This is a genomic window from Limosilactobacillus balticus (assembly GCF_014145615.1).
Classification (GTDB): domain Bacteria; phylum Bacillota; class Bacilli; order Lactobacillales; family Lactobacillaceae; genus Limosilactobacillus; species Limosilactobacillus balticus.
On the sequence record NZ_JACIVH010000076.1, the window covers coordinates 19015 to 38454 of the forward strand.

16 protein-coding genes are annotated in these 19440 nt (G+C 40.1%); 3 read left to right on the forward strand and 13 right to left on the reverse strand.

The window, feature by feature from the left end:
* Nucleotides 1-2 precede the first annotated feature (2 nt).
* The 10 genes from H5S10_RS10355 to H5S10_RS09615 all read right to left on the reverse strand — a co-directional run bounded on the left by H5S10_RS10355 (nt 3) and on the right by H5S10_RS09615 (nt 11174).
* Nucleotides 3-2996, reverse strand: a complete 2994-nt coding sequence (locus H5S10_RS10355; protein WP_231795916.1) for a MucBP domain-containing protein — start codon at nt 2994-2996, stop codon at nt 3-5.
* A gap of 213 nt (nt 2997-3209) precedes the next feature.
* Complete coding sequence (locus tag H5S10_RS10360; RefSeq protein ID WP_231795914.1) at nt 3210-3497, reverse strand: hypothetical protein; 288 nt, start codon at nt 3495-3497, stop codon at nt 3210-3212.
* 308 nt (nt 3498-3805) lie between these two features.
* Nucleotides 3806-4186, reverse strand: a complete 381-nt coding sequence (locus H5S10_RS09580; protein ID WP_233446405.1) for a hypothetical protein — start codon at nt 4184-4186, stop codon at nt 3806-3808.
* A gap of 796 nt (nt 4187-4982) precedes the next feature.
* On the reverse strand, nt 4983-6650 hold the full coding sequence (locus H5S10_RS09585) for an FAD-dependent oxidoreductase (protein WP_182589397.1): 1668 nt from the start codon (nt 6648-6650) through the stop codon (nt 4983-4985).
* Nucleotides 6651-6663: 13 nt separating this feature from the next.
* Nucleotides 6664-7227, reverse strand: a complete 564-nt coding sequence (gene ahpC / locus H5S10_RS09590; protein WP_182589398.1) for an alkyl hydroperoxide reductase subunit C — start codon at nt 7225-7227, stop codon at nt 6664-6666.
* Between the two features lie 100 nt (nt 7228-7327).
* Nucleotides 7328-8209 carry an L-serine ammonia-lyase, iron-sulfur-dependent, subunit alpha gene (gene sdaAA, locus H5S10_RS09595; RefSeq protein ID WP_182589399.1) on the reverse strand — a complete coding sequence of 294 codons (882 nt, stop codon included), beginning with the start codon at nt 8207-8209 and terminating at the stop codon, nt 7328-7330.
* A gap of 10 nt (nt 8210-8219) precedes the next feature.
* Nucleotides 8220-8882 (reverse strand): serine dehydratase beta chain, encoded by a 663-nt coding sequence (locus tag H5S10_RS09600; RefSeq protein ID WP_182589400.1) that lies wholly within the window; start codon nt 8880-8882, stop codon nt 8220-8222.
* A gap of 74 nt (nt 8883-8956) precedes the next feature.
* Nucleotides 8957-9649: a hypothetical protein gene (locus H5S10_RS09605; RefSeq protein WP_182589401.1), complete on the reverse strand. Its 693-nt coding sequence runs from the start codon at nt 9647-9649 to the stop codon at nt 8957-8959.
* 231 nt (nt 9650-9880) lie between these two features.
* Entirely contained in the window at nt 9881-10150 is a 270-nt protein-coding gene (rpsN, locus tag H5S10_RS09610) for a 30S ribosomal protein S14 (RefSeq protein WP_003667006.1), read from the reverse strand.
* Between the two features lie 145 nt (nt 10151-10295).
* Nucleotides 10296-11174 carry a metallophosphoesterase family protein gene (locus H5S10_RS09615; RefSeq protein ID WP_182589402.1) on the reverse strand — a complete coding sequence of 293 codons (879 nt, stop codon included), beginning with the start codon at nt 11172-11174 and terminating at the stop codon, nt 10296-10298.
* 118 nt (nt 11175-11292) lie between these two features.
* On the opposite strand from H5S10_RS09615, the gene H5S10_RS09620 reads away from it, so the two are divergent.
* Nucleotides 11293-12528, forward strand: a complete 1236-nt coding sequence (locus H5S10_RS09620; protein ID WP_182589403.1) for an MFS transporter — start codon at nt 11293-11295, stop codon at nt 12526-12528.
* A 20-nt stretch (nt 12529-12548) separates the two neighbouring features.
* The gene (ubiE, locus tag H5S10_RS09625) at nt 12549-13250 is read left to right on the forward strand and encodes a bifunctional demethylmenaquinone methyltransferase/2-methoxy-6-polyprenyl-1,4-benzoquinol methylase UbiE (protein ID WP_182589404.1); all 702 of its coding nucleotides are present in this window, start codon (nt 12549-12551) and stop codon (nt 13248-13250) included.
* Between the two features lie 101 nt (nt 13251-13351).
* Here ubiE and H5S10_RS09630 read toward each other — a convergent pair whose 3' ends face one another.
* A complete protein-coding gene (locus H5S10_RS09630; RefSeq protein ID WP_182589405.1) occupies nt 13352-14251 on the reverse strand; it encodes a prenyltransferase in 900 nt (299 codons plus the stop codon).
* An 80-nt stretch (nt 14252-14331) separates the two neighbouring features.
* On the opposite strand from H5S10_RS09630, the gene H5S10_RS09635 reads away from it, so the two are divergent.
* Nucleotides 14332-15312: a polyprenyl synthetase family protein gene (locus H5S10_RS09635; protein WP_182589406.1), complete on the forward strand. Its 981-nt coding sequence runs from the start codon at nt 14332-14334 to the stop codon at nt 15310-15312.
* 45 nt (nt 15313-15357) lie between these two features.
* Here H5S10_RS09635 and H5S10_RS09640 read toward each other — a convergent pair whose 3' ends face one another.
* Together H5S10_RS09640 and H5S10_RS09645 are read right to left on the reverse strand one after the other, a co-directional pair.
* The gene (locus H5S10_RS09640) at nt 15358-17376 is read right to left on the reverse strand and encodes a beta-galactosidase (RefSeq protein WP_182589407.1); all 2019 of its coding nucleotides are present in this window, start codon (nt 17374-17376) and stop codon (nt 15358-15360) included.
* A 9-nt stretch (nt 17377-17385) separates the two neighbouring features.
* Nucleotides 17386-19308, reverse strand: a complete 1923-nt coding sequence (locus H5S10_RS09645; protein WP_182589408.1) for a PTS sugar transporter subunit IIA — start codon at nt 19306-19308, stop codon at nt 17386-17388.
* Nucleotides 19309-19440: the final 132 nt, after the last annotated feature.

Below are 19440 nucleotides of genomic sequence, written 5' to 3' on the forward strand. Positions count from 1 at the left end.
TTTTATCGTCTCCTTCTAAAGAAACGTTTAACTCGACTTACAGTTCTCTTCACTGTCCTTGATACACTTCTCGTTACCTTACGATAAGTTCGTTGAACTGCTCGGGTAACTCTTCGTACTGAACGAGTAATTCGTTGTGGCATTTGCCGAATAGTCGTTACCGTTCTATTGACTCGTTGAATAACAGGTCTGGTAATTCGTTGAACAAACCGTTGGACAGGTTTAACAATCGGTCTCACAACTCTTTTTACATTATTAATTGCTTTAGTAGCTGCTCGTTGCACCGTTTGTACTTGTCTCCGAGCTGCTTGCGTCATTCTTTGCGGAAGTGTACGAATTGTATTGTTAATTGTTCGACGTTGATTTTGATAAACAACTTTAATATCATTCGCAATTACTTTTCCGTCTTTCTTAAGGCCATTAACTACATTTTGAACTTGTTTTTTAGCCGATTCTTTTGCCTTTCGACGATTTTTCATGTAATCAACAATTCCAAGCCCTAATGTGCTTAAACTCAAGGCTCCAACTATAATTGTTCCTACTTTAGCGGTTCTAGTCTGTTGAGTTCTTTCAGCCATACCTTTTTCTTGTAATTGACGTTTTCGAGCAAGCGCTTGGGGATCGGAATTGTATAGTTGCCATAAGGCATGTACCATTGATCCTTTAGCGTTAACTAAAAAGTAGCTATCGAGATCAGCATGTAGATCTTCCTTACTAATGTTATGGTCTGCAATCTTATCACCATAAAAACCATTAGCAAATAACCATTGCTCAATATTGGTAGGTAAACCATGAGTATTAGTCAAATTTTTACGGTATAGTGCAAAATAAATTAATGAACGAATTTGGTCTGGAAAAGTTGTAATGGTTTGAATTGTTTTAGGAATCAGATGTTGTTCTTTGGCACCTGCAAGAGCAACCATTAAGTGAGGGAAGTCAACTTTATGTTGATTTCTGCCTTTTACTACTACATTTAAAAAATAACTAGCTTTAGAATTACCAACTATTTTCTTTAAATTATTATAATTATATTTTGAAATTCGCGATGTTGATCGTTGTAATAGCCCTGCAAAATCATTCCCTGCATAACTCACTCCCGCAATATAATATGCCATTTCTTGATTTCGCTGTTGCTGACTCAAGCCACGCTTCTTTCCATCCTTATCAATTGCTTTTAGAACATCAAAGAAAACTTTTTGATCCTGTTTATCCATTCCCGTATTTTTCTCGAACCAATCAGTTTGCTTTTTCTTTTGCACTTGCTTATTGACTCGTTTCGTTGGGTTATAAATTCTAGTATTGACAGTCGGTAATTTAGGAACTGGACGAGCTGTAATTGGGCGGCCTTGGACTTGAACAGTTGACCGATATACTGGACGAGTGATTGCTTGCGGACGCACCACATTTCTAACGATCGTTGGTTGACTCCGCATAACTACTGGTGCTGATCGGCGAGTCGTTGCCTGCCGGACTACCCGTACAGGAACAGGTGAGCGCCTCGATGGCGGCTGCGGATTGAACGTGGCATTGGCAGGACGATTAATTCGGTGGTATACAAAGGTTACCTTGTCAGCTTTTTCTACCGTTAGTTCTTGTCCTCCTGGTGCCGTATAGCCATCAATCACGACTGGCTCTAAGGATAATTTTTCACCATACCTAGCAGTAATTGTTTCTGGACTTTGTAATGCTCGCCCGTCTTGATCCACGAATTCTATTTGGATAGGGAGTTCTTGCCTAGAATAAACAAATTTAATAGTTGTAGCTCCCGTTACCCGGACTGTCTGTAAAACAGGTGTGAGGTACCCTGTAATTTCACTCGGCTGCAGGGTAATTTCAGTATCAAACAGCGCAGTGAGTTGCTTATTTTCATCCAGCAAGTTACCTTCTTCATCAACATACTGTACCGTAATCGGGAAGGTTTTCCGAACATAAACTAAACGGATTGTTTGATTAGCCGTCACCTCAACCGTCTTGGCTTCTGGCGTGTTAAAACCAGTGATTTGCACTGGCTGTAAGGTAATCCGGCTGCCATAGCTACTAGTAATTTCTTGCGGCTCGCTCAAAGCATTACCTTGCTCGTCAACGTATTCTACTCGAGTTTGAAGTTGCTGCTTACTGTAAATAAACTTAATCGTGTCATTTTGACTCACAATTACACTTTGCATCGTTGGGAGCTGATATCCTTCAACAGGGACTGCTTCTAACTGAACCAACGCCCCTTTAACCGCCGTTAGCTCCTGGTGAGAACTCAAACTATTTCCCTGCTCATCAAGGTATTCGACCGTTAAATGATACTCTGGCAGGTATTGATAAATAATTTCTTCTTCATCTGGTGAAATAATATTAGTCTTCGTATCAGTTAATTGATAGTCTTTGATCGTTGGTGCTCCTGGGACTTGTGGAAAGTCATTCGTGCCAGTAACCCTGGTTGCTGGTTGGATTTCTTTTCCTTCATCATCAACGTATTTAACAGTCAAGTGAGTTTGCCGGTTAATCACCAGCTTAGTTTGCAGGGCGGACCCGAATAAGTCATATCGAACCCCCGTGGCGAACTTATAAATGTCATCATTAGCTGGTGCCGGCGCAAAGAAGGTATAGTTAAACCTGCTAAGGTAGGCCACTCCCAAGTATCCGCCGTATGGCAACCCATTTGCCCCGTTTAAGTCAGCACCATAATGATAGGGTCCCGTATGACTACCATCATAAATGACACCATCTTTAATACTCAGATTAGTTTCTTTTGGAATAATTAAAGCGAGGTTGGCAAGATCAGTCGCGACCCCTTGTCCAACATCAATATCTGTGGTAATAAATGAGACAAGGACCGGTTGTTCAATAAAGGTATCATGACGAACAATCTGATATTTGATATCGATATAATTGGCTCCATTATATAAGGCAACGATGGAATTATTACTTGATCCCTTGATATATTGCTCCCCAGTAAATGCTAATCCCTTGGTCCGCCCATCATGGCCAAAACCAGAGTAAGCCATCCAATCATCTTTATCACTATCTTCAACGGTATAAATTAAGTCGAGCTTAGTGCCGGCCAGAGTTTCACCAATATTAGTAATCCGCCCAGAATCGCCATTATTAAAGGTATAAGCTGATACTGGTTCTGTCGGATTATTTTGGCCCCAATAACGTGGATTATTAATCGTTCCGGTAGTCGTACCCTTAATTGGCTGTACTTCCGTCTCATCCGTTCAACCTAACCCATCTTTGGTTAACAAGTTATCATTGGTAAAATGATCCGTTTTTACAGTGACGGTAACAGGGTCAAATACTTCCGTGCCGACTGTGTCTGTATTCGGCTCCCCACTTACTTGGACATCAACAACTTTAGGAGCTTGAGCCGCTTGTTGCGTATCAGTAGCTTGAATTACTGGTGTCTCATTGGGTTGAGTCGTGTCAGCATTAATCGTCTGATTATACAGAGCAAGGCTTGCTAAAACGGTTGTACTAACCAATAATTTACTTTTTATTTTGGTCATAGCTAAAATTCCCCTCGGTTTTAGTTGTGGCTAAAATATCAAATGATAAATTTTCCAAGTAAAAATTATAAAGAATTTCTAAAAAATGTAAATAGTTTTTTGTGAAAGTTTTAATTTTTGTAGAAAGCAAATTAAAAAGCAAACTATTACCTGCCCCACTGGTACGTGGATAACCAATAACAGATTGCTTTTTCTCATAACTTAAGTAGCTTATCAAGCATTACGAATTTGTTAGTCTAATATGTATGATTTTCAATGATTGAATCTGAAATATGCTGAAACTATAAATGTACTATTCTAAAAATCTATTACAATATTGAGCATTTTTTATTAGTTCCCATTGAAACATTAATGTAATTTCCCGATTTGATTTCATGGTTAGCAATATCAAGGTCAAGAGCAAATGCCAAATCCGTTCGTCCAGTATGATCAGTCCCGTTTCCCTGTTCAGATGTTGCTTTAACATTTGTCACAGTGTAGGCTGCTTCATCAACCGGTGTCGTTGGTCCTATTTTCTCACTAGTTGATGCCGTTGTCTTGACGTTTGATTGGCTATCATTTGTGGAAACAACAGCTGGTAATGTAGTTTGAGCAACAACCGACTGGGGCGTTATTCGATTAGAATTTGTATCAGCTTGGGCGATCTCACCATTAAGGCCGAGAGCAATACTTGTTCCCAATAACAACACTAAGCTTGCGCAAGGCAAAGTGCTGCGTTAGCGGTATATTCTTTGTCAACCGTTCAACTTGATTATTCTTTGCAGTCAATACGAACTCCTCCTAAATTAATCATTAAAATTTTACTGATCAACCCTTTAATAAAAAGGTTAACTATTAATCAAGTAGAACAGATCTAGTAAAAATTTTACAAATCAATTCCATTGATCGATGGTTGGTAGATGTGGCTTAAGCATCAATTTACAAACATAATAAAACAATCCAATTATAATTACAAGTTGATAAATGATTTAAAATTAAGATACAAAAAAACTGCCTTACAACACCACTATTGTAAGGCAGTTTTTTTAGACAATGCATCGAGTATTACCGTAAGTAATTAAGCAAGCATTGCATAAGTGTTAAGCCATTGCAATAAACCCTTGCTCTCTGCATTGTTATAATAATTACCATGTGATAAATTTTATAACTTATCTACACTTATAGAATAACAGGATTTAAATAAATTTCAATACATAAGTTGATGTTTTTTGCCGTTTTGAGGCCCTTTTAGGCATTTTAGTCTTCCTTAACGCTGATAAATAAAGACTTTTATTCCATATTTCATAAATGCCAAATTTTAATTTCGATTGTCATTAATAGAAAGTTCAAGCATTAATTGTTAATTATTGACTGCCTTTATATTTATCACTCGATATAAATGTCTTTTTTCTACAAAACAGCAATTAGTTAATCTATATAATTTTATCTAACTAAAAGGAAAACGAGGAGTGAAGAGCTTTCACTTCTTCAAATCCTCGTTTAATCTTAATTTTGATGATGTTTTTCAACAGCGTCAACTAGTTCTTCCAATGATTGACTACCAAAAATAACTGGATCATCATCAATCATTGTTGCTGGAACACTCATGATCTTCTTTTCTTTCCGTAATTCCGGGAAGTGTTGCAGATCAATCATCGTGGCAGTAATTCCCGCATTTAGAGAAGCCATTCGTTGACAAGCGGCAACAACGTCAGGACAGAAATGACAAGTTAAGGAAACACCAATCCGAATCTTAGTTGGGGCAAGTTCCTTAATTCGTTCTACCATTTCTGGCGCAATCGTTTGTCCGGGACCGGCAACGTTGTAGACACCTAGAACCAAGGAGTTTAATTCGTGCCCAGTTGGAATCCCCGCATAGTGTAAGCCAGTATCATTACCATCCGCATCAAGTAGGCGTAGTTGTGGCAAGTACTTTACGTCTGCTGGTGCCGGCTTAGTCTCCATCTGCAAATGCTTATCAAGAGATGCAAATTCTTCAACAAAGCTTGCTAACTGATTACTAAGATCTGTCCCATTAGTTAACACTTGGAGTTTAATATCCTTGGTTAAACGGGCAAAGATTGGCTGTAATTGTTGGTCAATCTCGGCTGGTAGCCAGTTTCCTTCATGCGGTGTCGTATTTTCCTGTTGGTTAAGTTCACTCGTTTGCCCCACGGTCTTAGCAGGCTTTTTATTCGTTTCTGCATGAATGGGGATACCTTGCTTTTCCTTTTGCATAATAATGTATCGTTCTGCAGCAGTGGAAGCAACCGCCCCATCAGATGCAGCAGTCACGATCTGACGAAGATTTTTATGGATAACATCCCCCGCAGCGTAAACGCCATCGATGTTTGTCTTACCATTTTCATCCGTCATGATATAGCCCCGATCATCCAAATCAAGGATATTAGCTAATGCTTTCGTTGCGGGTTGCGTACCAATATAAATGAACATCCCAAATGTCTGGTCACCGTCATTGACATGATAAACCGTCTCTTCACCAGTCTTGTTATTCACCAAGGTAGCAGTGGTAAGGTAATCATCCCCACTAACTTCCTTTACCTCAGTATTGTATTCCACACTAACTTTCGGATTATCTAAGGCGCGTTTAGCCGTCAATACAGGACATGCAAAATGATCACCGCGAACTAAAACAGTAACGTGCTTGGCAAAGCGACTCAAATAGTCAGCTTCTTCAGCGGCCGCATATCCACCACCGACAACAAATACTTGGAGGCCGGTAAAGAGCTCACCATCACAAGTTGAGCAGTAGGCAATTCCTCGACCACGAAATTCATTTTCACCAGGAAAACCAACTTTTTTAGGATTAGCACCAGTCGCAATAATTACGCTTCGGGCAGTATATTTTTGCCCACTCTTGCCAATCAATGTCTTAACTTCACCAGTAAGATCAAATTTTTCAACGGCATCATGTTGAATTTCAACCCCAAAGCTAGCGACTTGGCTTTGCATCTGGTTCATCAATTGGGTCCCGTCAACCTTTTCGACAGCTGGATAGTTATAAACTACCGAGGTCGTTGTTACCTGACCGCCGACAGTATCTCCTTCTAAAATCAATGTATCCAACGTCGCACGTCCAGCATATAAGCCAGCAGATAATCCCGCTGGCCCAGCACCAACGATGATTAAATCATATAAATGTTGTTCTGCCATTTAGCTCACCAAATTAAAGCTTACCAACTAAATCAAGGCTTGGCTTAATTGAATCCTGACCTGGCTTCCAGTTTGCTGGGCAGACACGGTCACCATGTTCACGAACGAATTGGGCAGCTTGGAGTGTCCGTAAAATCTCATCAGCACTCCGACCAATTCCCATATTGTTAATTGTGTAGGATTGGATAATACCATCAGGATCAACAATGAAGACTCCCCGGTATGCTTGACCAGCATCTTCATCAAGTACATCAAACATCCGGGCTAACTTACCAGCTGGGTCAGCAAGCATTGGATACTTAATCTTGCCAATCTTGTCAGAAGCTTGAGCCCATGCTTTGTGGACAAATTCGGTATCCTCAGAAACGGAGTAAATCTCAGCATTGGCTTTCTTGAAGTCTTCGTACTTGTCTTGTAAAGCTTCCAATTCAGTTGGACAAACAAATGAGAAGTCAGCTGGGTAGAAGAAGAAAATACTCCACTTACCTAAAACATCTTTCTTTGATACTGCGGTTGTTTCACCATCATGATAAGCATTTACCTTAAAATCTTCAATTTCATGTCCTACAAAGTTCATGTATATCCTCTCCTTAAATTAGAATCATTCTTAACTACAATTCTTAGTATAATCTTTTTATGCTAATTTGCAAGTGATTTTAGAATAATTCTAAAAAAGATCAAATTTCTTTACCGAAGATTTTCGTCTTAATAGCCTGTCCAGTTGGCGTTCCAGCTAGTCCACCGAGACCTGTCTCCCGTAATTCAACTGGCATTGATCGACCAACCTTATCAAGTGCAGAAATACATTCATCGGCCGGGATCATACTCGTACAACCAGCAAGTGCCATATCCGCCGCAATCAATGCGTTTCCGGCCCCAATTGCATTTCGTTTAACACAAGGGATTTCTACTAGGCCAGCAATCGGATCACATACCAAGCCTAATAAGTTACTAAGAGCAATTGCTAGTGCTTGACTGCTTTGTTCGGGAGTACCACCTGCTGCTTCAACAGCCGCCGCGGCAGTCATTGCTGATGCTGAACCAACTTCTTCTTGACAGCCACCTGTCGCACCAGCAATTCCCGCATGATTGGCAATAATTAAGCCCAAACCACCAGCAGTAAATAAAAAGCGAATTATCTGGTCTTCATTAAGCCCTAATCGTTGTTCCAACATAAAGAGAGCGCCAGGAAGGGTACCTGATGAACCGGCAGTCGGAGTTGCACAGATGACTCCCATTGCTGCGTTAACCTCGTTCGTTGCAATCGCATTTTCCACAGCAGCCATCATGACATCACCGGAGAGAGTCTTTCCTTTCGCACGATATTTCTTCAGCTTAATCGCCTCGCCTCCAGTTAGACCAGTTTTCGATCGAACTCCCAGCTCATTTTCACCCTGCTTAATTGCAGCCCGCATTGTCAGTAAGTTCGCTCGCATCCGTTGCCAAACTTCTTCTCGATTAAGACCGGATTCATGACATTCTGCCGCGATTACTAGTTCTGATAGCGGTTTTCGCTGCGTCTCTGCAGTTTGAACTAAATCTTTAACACTTTGGTACATCATTCTTCTCCTAAAGACAAATTACAGTCGGATACTGCTTCTCAAAATAAGCAATCGTCGCTGGTTGCATCGGTTTCTTAATATCATAGACGTAGATATCACAATCATCTGCCCGTAATACTTGGCGTCGGGTAAATGGTGCTTTTTCTTCTAAATCAGCATTAATTGCCAACGCATTGGCCATCTGCTTACTATAATCACGGAAAATAACAATCGGCAATGGTCCAGCCGGCAAAATATCAACACCATCGAGGCTAATTGCCCTTATTTCAATTGCTCCACCACCGATCGAACAACCAGCAACCGTTACTTTTGTCTTATCCCCAATCATTTGAAGAATAGCTGTGTTGGGATGGTGAATTGGACTTTCACCCGCTTCTTCAACAAAACGAAGATCCATTCCTCCTTGGCGAGCAATCATTGGCGCCGCTGGAACCCGCGAATCGTCTGGTGAAAATCCTAACAGTCCCGCCGCAATCGCATAGTCTGTGCCATGACCACGATGCGTCTGAGCAAAAGACCCATAATAGTGAACGGTTACTTTAGGTGGAACCGTACCAAAAAGCTTATTTGCGACTCGACCAATCTTGACCGCTCCCGCAGTATGCGAACTAGAAGGACCAATCATTACCGGTCCAATAATGTCAAAAACACTTTTATAGTTATTTTTCATGTTGTTGTTCCCTTAAAAAAATAAAAATAGAGGTTGAAAGAAAACGCAAGTTTTTCTCAACCTCTTCATTATAATTACTTTTTCTTTTTATGAAAGCCAAGAAATGACCAGAAGCCGCGATGACCACCAGATTTTTTCTTTGGTTTCTTTTCTTCTTTTCGCTCTTCTTTGGCAGCTTTTTCAGCGAGAGCCTTTTGCTTAGCGAGAATTGCTTCACGCTTTTGCCGTTCTTTTTCAGCCTCTTTCCGTGCCGCCATGGCCTTTTTAGCCCGTGCTGCCCGTTGCTGAGCAGCCTCCTTCATTAATTGTGGTCGCATCTGTTCCATTGTATCAAACATTGTTGCAACCTTAATAGCTGTCTTGTTAGCTAAGGCTTGATCAGTATTTGAAGCCACTTCAATATTATGGGCTGCTGCAATCTCACGTTCCCAGTATTGTTGTGTCTTAATAGGTAAACCAGTAAACTCCTGGCTCCGTAAGAACTGACCTGCTCGTGATAATTGCATCTTCAAAGAATGCTTATCAGTTTGCTGACCATTTAATGCTTTTCGTGAGTTATAGATTGCTTGATCAACAAGGTCGACCATTGCTTGTGGTTCATTATATCCTTCTCTATGCTCTTGAAGGATATCCTCCCCCATTCTAATAGCTTCATCATAAAGGCCCTTAGAACGATCAGTCCCATTAAAGTATTTATATGTTTGCCTTACACGTACTTGATCAGCTACATCTTTACTTAGTTGATCAAAAACTACTTTTTCGTTCATTAGATTTCCACCGCCCGACTTTACTCGTCTACTATTCTTAGTATAGCAGTTATTGACCGCGAACGAAGCTAAAATGTCAATTTTTTTAGAAGATTATCGAAAAATTTACGAGCTTGACAGTTTGAACAAAGAGTAATCAAGCTATTATTAGTCTTAATTTTCGTCCATTATTCAAAAAAGGAGTTATCGAGAAGAATATTTCTCGACAACTCCTTATAAATATGATTTAACTTACCAACTAGCCTTACGAACACCAGGGATTTGACCCTTGTGTGCTAGTTCACGGAATTTAATCCGTGACATTCCAAACTTACGCATGTAGGCATGTGGTCGGCCATCGTAACGATCACGATTGTGAAGACGAACCGCGCTAGAGTTACGAGGGAGCTTGGATAAACCGATGTAGTCGCCCTTCGCCTTTAATTCTTTGCGCTTTTCAGCGTATTTCTTTACTAAAGCTTCTTGGTGATGTAATTTAGCAATCTTTGACTTTTTTGCCATTAAGTAGTTCTCCTTTTATATTAAAAACTTTGTCTACTATACAATTACTATTTAAAATTAAAACATCTGCGAACTCTTTTCATTTTAATATTATCGCTGATACTTACAAAAAATACAAGGATTTTGCACTGCTTTTTGACTTTTCTTAACCATTTAGTTTTTTCGCGTATTTACGGTATTCGTCAGCATAATTATATTGATTATTATATTCAGTTAAGAGATCATCATCATGAGTATAAGCACGCCCCGTCACCATCATCTTCTTGTAAAGGTCACGGTACGGCAAATCACTCTTATCTGCAAGTTGTTTTTCCTGATCGCGACTATATCCAATATGGCGGAAGCTGGTTTCAGCTAACCCAAGATCATCGACTTCAAGAATTAGATAATGGGCCCGCAAATCACGCTGGAGAGGTTGCCAGTGGTTGAATGGCTCACCGACTGCTCCTGGGTTTAAAACCATGCGTTCATCACTCCCATATCGCAAAAGATCATGGTGAACATGAGCATAAATGGCAATATCAACTGGTTCACCAGCGACATTAAACAGCTTATCAAAGTTTTCACTAGCTTGCGTGGGAAAAAGGTCTTGGCCCATATTAAGCCAAGGTAAATTATGGGAAATACCAAAATTAAGCGGGCCCACACGTTTCGTCACGTGCATCGGCCAACTTGCAATTTTATCAACCATTCCGTCAGGGGCATATTCTGCAACATACTGGGCTAACCGTGCAAAGTAAATGTGGGAAGGACGTTCCATATCCATCATTCCGCGAGCACCACGCACAACTAGGTCATCCCAATTTCCTCGTACAATTACTGTCGGCTTCATTTCTTGTAAAATTTCCCAAATTGGTTTTACACTTGGACCCGGCATTAGTAAATCACCAATAAACCAATATTCATCAACATGTTGTGCTATGCTATCGCGATACATTGCTTGCAACGCTGTTAGATTTCCATGCGTATCTGAAAAGACTGCAATCCTCTTTTTCACAGATGATTTCCCCTTTCTTACCTTCATTAATATATTAGCAAATTTTCGAAAAGGAATGCTAAATTAATTTGTATTTTCGGAAGGGATTCCCACATTACAAATTATTTTGTTACAATATAGTTTTATGAACAAATCATTTTAGGAGATGATAATTGAAATGGATTCGGAAGTCGCAAGAGGAAAATTTCCTCACGGTTGGCACCGAACTTTTTACACCCTTTGGCTCGGCGCGTTCATCACCGGGATGGGCTACTCGATGACGATGCCGTTTATTTCACTTTTTATTGCAGAATTAGGAAACTTTACGCGTTTTCAGCTCAACATCTATTCAGGACTAGCATTTGGTGTGACCTTCATTAGTCAAGCCATTGTTTCACCATTCTGGGGCAGTCTGGCTGATCGTAAAGGACGAAAACTGATGTGTATGCGTGCATCGGGAGTAATGGCTTGTACAATCTGTGCAATTGGGTTTGCTCAAAGTGTCTGGATGATTATCGGCATGCGGTTCCTTCAAGGAGTCTTTTCTGGTTACATTAATAACGCTACTGCTTTAATGGCCGGCGAAACACCCCATAATAAATCAGGGTGGGTAATGGCAGCGATGACCACTGCTGGGGTAGCCGGCAATCTGGTTGGTCCTTTACTTGGTGGTTTCTTATCAGGATTGTTTGGGTACCGAATCCCATTCTTCATCACCGGAGCACTAATGTTTTGTGTCTTTCTCAGTACGTGGCTATTGACGGTAGAACACTTTACCCCAATTAAAAAAGATGCCATGAAACCAATGAAAGAAATTATTCATAATCTAGATAATCCTCCATTGATCTTCGTTATGTTCTTAACCACAATGATCGTTACCTCTTCTACAATGTCGATTGATCCAATTATCAGTTTGTACGTTCGGCAATTAATGGGCGGGCACGGTAATATTGCATTTGTCGCTGGGATTGTTGCTGCTACGCCCGGCTTAGGAACGTTACTTGCCGCTTCAAAGGTTGGTCACACGATGGACCGGATTGGACCAGAGAAAGTATTGCAGATTGGGATTCTTACGGCGTTCATCCTCTTTATTCCAATGACCATTACTAAATCTCCATGGGCTTTGGCATTCTGGCGATTCTTGCTTGGTTTAGCAAATGCGGCGTTAATGCCTGCTACCCAAACGGTCCTAACTCTTGATGTCCCCACTGAAGCATTCGGTCGGATCTTTAGTTATAATCAATCCTTCCAGGCTGCCGGTGCGGTGTTAGGATCAATTCTGGGATCATTCATTTCTGGGATTTCTAGTTATGAAATGGTCTTTATCATTACTGGTTTGACTCTCCTACTTAACTTTATCTTGGTTATGTTGGTTAGGCCAAAGAAGCAGCTTACAGAATAATTTACAGAAAAGAGAAAATCATGGTTCAAACAAATAAATTATTAAATGAACACGAAGTAAATAACTTATTTTCCCGGGTTGCTCCCCGCTACGACTTATTAAACAATGTGATTAGTCTAGGAACACAGAAAATATGGCGGCACGAACTTTTTAACCAGCTTCAAATTAAGCCTACTGATAACGCCTTAGACGTCTGCTGCGGAACCGGGGATCTCGCCATCGCGCTGGCTAAGCGGATCTCTAACGGACGAGTAACTGGGCTTGATTTTAATAAAGAAATGTTGGAGATCGCTAAAGAAAAGACAAAAACGATTGGTAACCTTTTCTTGGTCCAGGGGGATGCCATGGCGCTCCCGTTTGATGACAATAGTTTTGATATCGTCACCATCGGCTTTGGCTTACGAAATGTCCCAGATGCAGATAAGGCGCTCAGTGAGATTTACCGGGTCCTCAAGCCTGGTGGTCAATTCGTCAGCTTGGAAATGTCTCAACCGACTAATTCAATTATTAAAGTCGGCTGGAAAGCTTACTTTTCAGCCTTTCCATTGATGGCTTCATTAGCTGGTGGACATTACCGCGATTATCAATATTTAAAGAAAACCAGCCAACAATTCGTTTCCGCCCATCAACTTGCGCGGATGATGAAGGCAGTTGGATTTAAGGAAGTCCATTATCAACCATTGAACTTTGGCGCAGCTGCATTACACTTTGGCGATAAGTAAAAGGGAGCGAGGTGAAAGTCATTCATGACTATCTCGCTCCTTTTAGAAAAAGCAGAGTTAAATGAAACCTTTGAATAAAATTCATTTAACTCTGCTTTATTTTAAATCAGCCCAATTGCAAACGTTACGACTTGCACCAATGACCCAATTAATAATATTTTAACTGCACATGGGAATGTCTCTTTCTTAACTTGTTTAGCAAATAGCAGCCGTGTTTGCTTAACCACAAATGGAATGATCAATAAGGTTAACAAGACTGTCCATGGTGCGAAATGAAGAACCACGGCGAAAATAATAGTTAAAAATGCTAAAACATTCTTAATAGCAAACGCGTATAGACCATTTTTCTGCCCAATAAAGTGAATAACCGTATGACGGTGATTATCTTCATCTTCACCCGCATCACAAATATTATTTGCTAAGAGTAGGTTGGAAATCCATAATTCATCTGGTAAAGCAACGAGAAAGACCACCCCGATGCTTGACCAGGACCATGTAAACTGCGGGCCAACATTAATAAAGACAGAAATAAGGGTAATCATGAACCCCATTGTAAATCCCGAAGCAAATTCGCCAACTGGTAATCCTGATAAAGGGAACGGACCAGAAGAGTAAAGAATGCCGATCGCAAAACAAAAAATCCCCATCCATAATAGCGGCAGGCCAACACGGGTAACTAAATAGATGCCAATTAAGCCAGCTACTACACTAAAGGTAAGCAAAAGGCCGAGAACTAAGCGCGGCGAAATATTCTCCCGTCCAATAATGTTCGTATTTTTCTTATAATCAACGGTATCAATAGCATGGTTATAATCATTATAATTATCCATCATATCAACTGCCATATTGAATAATAGCATTGCAATGAAAAACAGAACTGAATTCATTAGGTTTAGTGAATGATAATAATAGACACTAAGGCAAACCCCGAGGAGCATCGGTAAGATACTGGCAGTTTTGGCCTTAATTTCTACTAATTCTAAAAAAACATTTAACGACATTTAGTAAATTTTCCTTTCATAATTCCTTAGTTGTTCGGTACAATATAGATGGTACACCATAACAAAGGAATTATCGATTAATGAAACAACATTTTTTCCATACCTATCCGGCGATTAATAACGCTCTAGGTAAAGTAAATCAAATAATTAATGACCGGATTACAATTAAAAACACCCAGCTACACGACGCCTTGCAACAGATGGCTTCAAATGGTGGTAAATATCTTCGTCCAGTGTTTTTCCTTTTATTTGCAAATATCAATCATCAAACTGTAGCGGAGCAAGAAAAATTAATTAAAATTGCTGCTTCACTTGAGGTTTTACACATGGCTACTTTGATCCATGACGATATTATTGATGATTCACCTAAGCGTCGTGGAGCTGTCAGTGTCCAAGCCGCCTTTGGTAAAGATACGGCTGTCTATACTGGAGACTTCCTTTTTACTATCTTCTTTGATCTCCTCGTAGAAACAATGACCGGGTCAGCCTACTTGACACGAAATGCTCGGACGATGCGCAGAATTCTTACTGGAGAACTAGGACAAATGGATAATCGCTTTGATCTTGATCAATCATTACTCGATTATTATCGCAATGTAAACGGCAAAACGGCTGCCATTTTTAGTCTTGCCGCTGAAGAAGGAGCCTATTTTGGTCATGCCGATCATCGGACCATCAATTTAGCCAAACGAATTGGCCAAAACATTGGGATTAGCTTCCAGATATTAGATGATATCCTTGATTATTCAGGGGATGAACGTCTTAACAAGCCCGTTTTGGAGGATTTAGCAACCGGTGTTTACTCCCTCCCCCTTCTTTTAACCTTACAAAATCATCGTCATGAATTAGAACCGTTACTTGCCAAGAAACGCCAAATGACGATTGAAGATATGGAAAAAGTCCAAAAGATTGTTGTCACTCATGGCGGTGTTAAACAGGCACAAGAGATTGCTACTAAGTTTACACAAAAAGCGCAAAACGAAATCGATGAATTAGCAGATAAGCATACTCGAAAGATGTTGAAGTTGGTAGCAAAGAAGTTATTGACGAGAGTAAATTAAAAAAGATAAGCCTAAGGAAATTCCATTTCTCAGTCTTATCTTTTTTTATTCTTGAACCAAGATCTCAACATCCCACGAATCAAGCATCGTTTCAGGTGAAGTGTCAGTCAAAAGGTCTCGATAACCCTTTTGAAATTCTACTGGCAATGGCTGTTTACTCTTTCCCATATTAAGGACAAAGTAAATATCCTGACCTGCTGAATTTTGGCGTTTCGTTATCTCCAATTCTGTTGGCTCTTTAACTAACGCAGAAAGGTGCATATCATCAACAATATGCATAATGATCTTACGGAGACTAGCATGGTCAAGGCGACTACCAACATACCATGCTTTCCCCTTTGAATAGGTATTCTCGGTTACCGCGGGAGTCCCAGCGTAAAATTCACTAGCGTATTTAGCCAAGACATGGGCTCCATTAAGGCGAATTAAGTCCGCTATCAAATGTCCCGTTAATTCATCCCCAGTCGTCATTGCTAATTTAATATCTTTATCGGGTAAGATTGCATCACTTTCTTCAACCCACAGCCCCATTACATCTTTTAATGGTCCAGGATAACCGCCTGGATAAATATTATCGGATTCTTTTACCATTCCGGACATAAAACTAGTAATAAAATTACCACCGTTAGCAACATAATCCGTAATTTTTTTGCCTAAGCCATCCTTAATCATGTAAAGAACGGGGGCGACTATAAGATCATATTGGCTAAAATCATCGTCAACGGAAATTACATCAGTCGGAATATTTAGCTCATAAAATTGCCGGTAATAATCAAGAATAATTGGTACATATTTTAGGTCCTGAGTAATACCATCGACATACTCAAAAGACCAGAAATTACTCCAGTCAAAGATAAGGGCCACCCGCGCTTTAGTCTGAGAATTCTTAATAACCGGGCCCACTTTTCTTAAATCATGACCTAATTTCGCCACTTCCTTAAATGCCCGGGTATCAGTCCGGTTGGCGTGACTAATCACGGCACCATGAAACTTTTCTGATCCGCCCAGTGCCTGCTTCAACTGGAAAAATTGAACGGTATCCGCACCATGCGCAACTGCCTGTAATTCAGTGGCCGCCATCTGTCCTGGACGTTTTAATGGGCTATATGGTTGCCAATTAACTTGGGATGGTGTCGACTCCATCAACATAAACGGCTGGTGTTTTAAGGAACGCATCAAATCATATAGGAATGCTGGTTGATAAAACGGCGCATCATAAGCCGGATAACTATCATATGATATGATGTCTTGCGCACTCGCCCACTGCTGATAATCAATCATTTTATTGGGCAGACCATGAAAGTTAGTAGTGACTAAGGTCGTTGGATCATATTTTTCGATGATTTGCTTTTCCATTTTAAATAAATCAAGCATTTGGGTCGATTGAAAACGTAAATAATCAATTGAAAGGCCGGCGACAATTATTTCTGATCCTTCTGGGCCCCAAGCATCACCAAGTTCATTGGGTACAACAATCTCATCCCAATCATGAATTGTATGACTCCAAACGTTCATGTTCCAGGCATCGTTAAGGTTATCCAAAGTTTGATAGCGTGCCGTTAGCCATTGCCGAAATTCTGTTTGGCATTCTTCACAATAACAATTGCCACCATATTCATTATTAACATGCCAAACAACAATATGCGGATTATCGCCATACCTTTTAGCAAGCTGTTCAACAAGATTTTTAGCTAAACGTCGATAGTTTTGACTACTTGGACAAAAGTTATGCCGAGCACCAAATACATGGCGGCGTCCTTGGTAGTCAACCCGCGCAACATCTGGATATTTTTTGAACATCCAAGCGGGCATCGCGGCGGTTGAGGTAGCAAGAACAATATCAAAATCAGCCGCCGTTAATTCTTTGATAATCTTATCAAGCTTGGTAAAATCGTATTTTCCCTCCTGCGGTTCAAGCAAAGCCCATGAAAAAACATTGATCGTGGCGGAATTTATATCTGCCTGTTTAAATACTTTAATATCTTCAACCCACGTTTCTTCTGGCCACTGTTCGGGATTATAGTCGCCACCATATAAGAAATGAGGTAATTCTCTCTTTATCATTTTCTCACCTTATTTAAATTCTACTGTTACTACCTTATCGCCATGTTTAACGGTCTTTCCGGGAGTAAAGCCATTAGCTGCTTCAATATTATGCGGTTGCGCAAAGAAAGTAATTACCCAATCTTCATATCCGCTTTGTCTAATCAATTCACGATCAAAATCAAAGAGTAGCTGTCCCTTTTTAACGACTTGGCCGTCATCATAATGAGCATTGAATCCTGCACCACGCATATTTACGGTCCCGACACCAATATGAACAATTATTTCTAATCCTTTGTCAGAAGTAATGCCAAACGCATGACGGGTGCCAAACGTAAAGTTAATCTTTCCGTCAAATGGGGCATACAATTTATCACCTGTTGGCTTAATTGCAAAGCCTTTGCCGGGGAACGGTTGACCATCACGATCGACAACTTCTTTCATGGCGACTAATTCTCCATCTGTTGGCGCATAAATCGTTTCTTCTTTAAGACCAGTTGATGATGGCAACGCTTCACTTGTCAGTTCTCCTTGTGCTAATTTGTCCTTTAATTTTTCAACTACTTCCGCATGAACTTCTTCACTCAATTTCACCTTAAAAAGGAAGACAAAAATTGACAAAACAGCTAATACCAGCGGGATATAAAAGGCCATGCTATCAAAAGTCCGAATATCATGACCTGTCATGTCAGCAGCAGTTGCGCTCCCCGTCATTCCGGCCGCGATTGCGATATAACCGACAAGTCCATTTGAGATCGCCCCTGTTAATTTATCAATCATTGGTCGCACAGCAAGAACTACCGCTTCATTTCGTTGCCCAGACTTTAATTGGCCATATTCAATTGCATCCGTTAATGTTAAAACTGTTACCAATTGGGCAAAATTAATGTTAAACAAGACTAATCCAAAGTCCATCATTAAAACATTAGAGCGGGCAAAAATAAAGATTAAATATGCTAAACTCATGCAGACTTGGCCACCAATGAATAGCCATTTCCGCGGAATAAATTTATTCAAAATAGGATAAAGAGGACTAGTACAAAAACCGATAATTGTCGCGATAACCCCAACAATCCAGAATTCACCAGGTTTACCAATAACAAACTTGTAAAGGTAGAAAAGGACACCATTAGTTACAACATAGGCACATGAATAAAGTAAATATGCCAAACTTGGCCATAAGATTTGATCATTATGAAAAATTGCCGAAAAGACTTCGCGAATAGTTGTCTTATCTTGAGCCGACTTACGGATCACATTGTAATTTTCTTTCGTCCCAACACAAACAACCACAGCACAGATAACAGCTAATGCCGAAATGATGGCAGCAAAAGCAAACCAACCAGCAGGCCCTTGGCGATGTTGACCAGTAGCTAAATAAGTAAAGGTTGTTACAATCGGGACCACGATAATCGTTAATCCATTCCAGCCAAGGGTTCCCGCAAAGGCACCTAGAGCAGTATAAACACCCCGCTCTTCAGAATCTTCACTTAAAGCGGGTACCATTCCCCAATATGAAACATCAGAAAATGAGTAGAAAATATCAAACGTAATGAAAATAATAACAAATAGAATGGCAAAAAGAACCCAATTATATTTTGCTAAGCCAAAGATTCCGGTAAAGAGGATCAACAATAAAATCGCACTAACAATATTTCCCATTAAAATCCACGGCTTAAATTTTCCCCACCGGGTTTTCGTATTATCAACAATATTTCCTAATAATGGATCAATTAATAACTCCAAAATTCGGACAGAAACAATCAAACCGGTAATCAAACCAATTAGTTTATTAGCAACCGATTTACTTAGTCCTGCGAACATTCCACTTGTTACAAAGATAATAAAGTAAGTACTCATTACTCCATAAAATGCGGAGTGCCCCAAATTACCAAAGCAAAACGAAGCACGAGAAACAAGCTGTTTTCCCGTGAGCTTATGGCTATGTGTCATATTTACAACCTCCAAACTACAACTTTCTGCAATCGCTTACAAATATATTATAATTCTTTAGTTGTTTTTAGTAAATATTTATTTAAAAAGTAAAAACATTACTAAACGGATATAAAAAATAGCTAATCTACG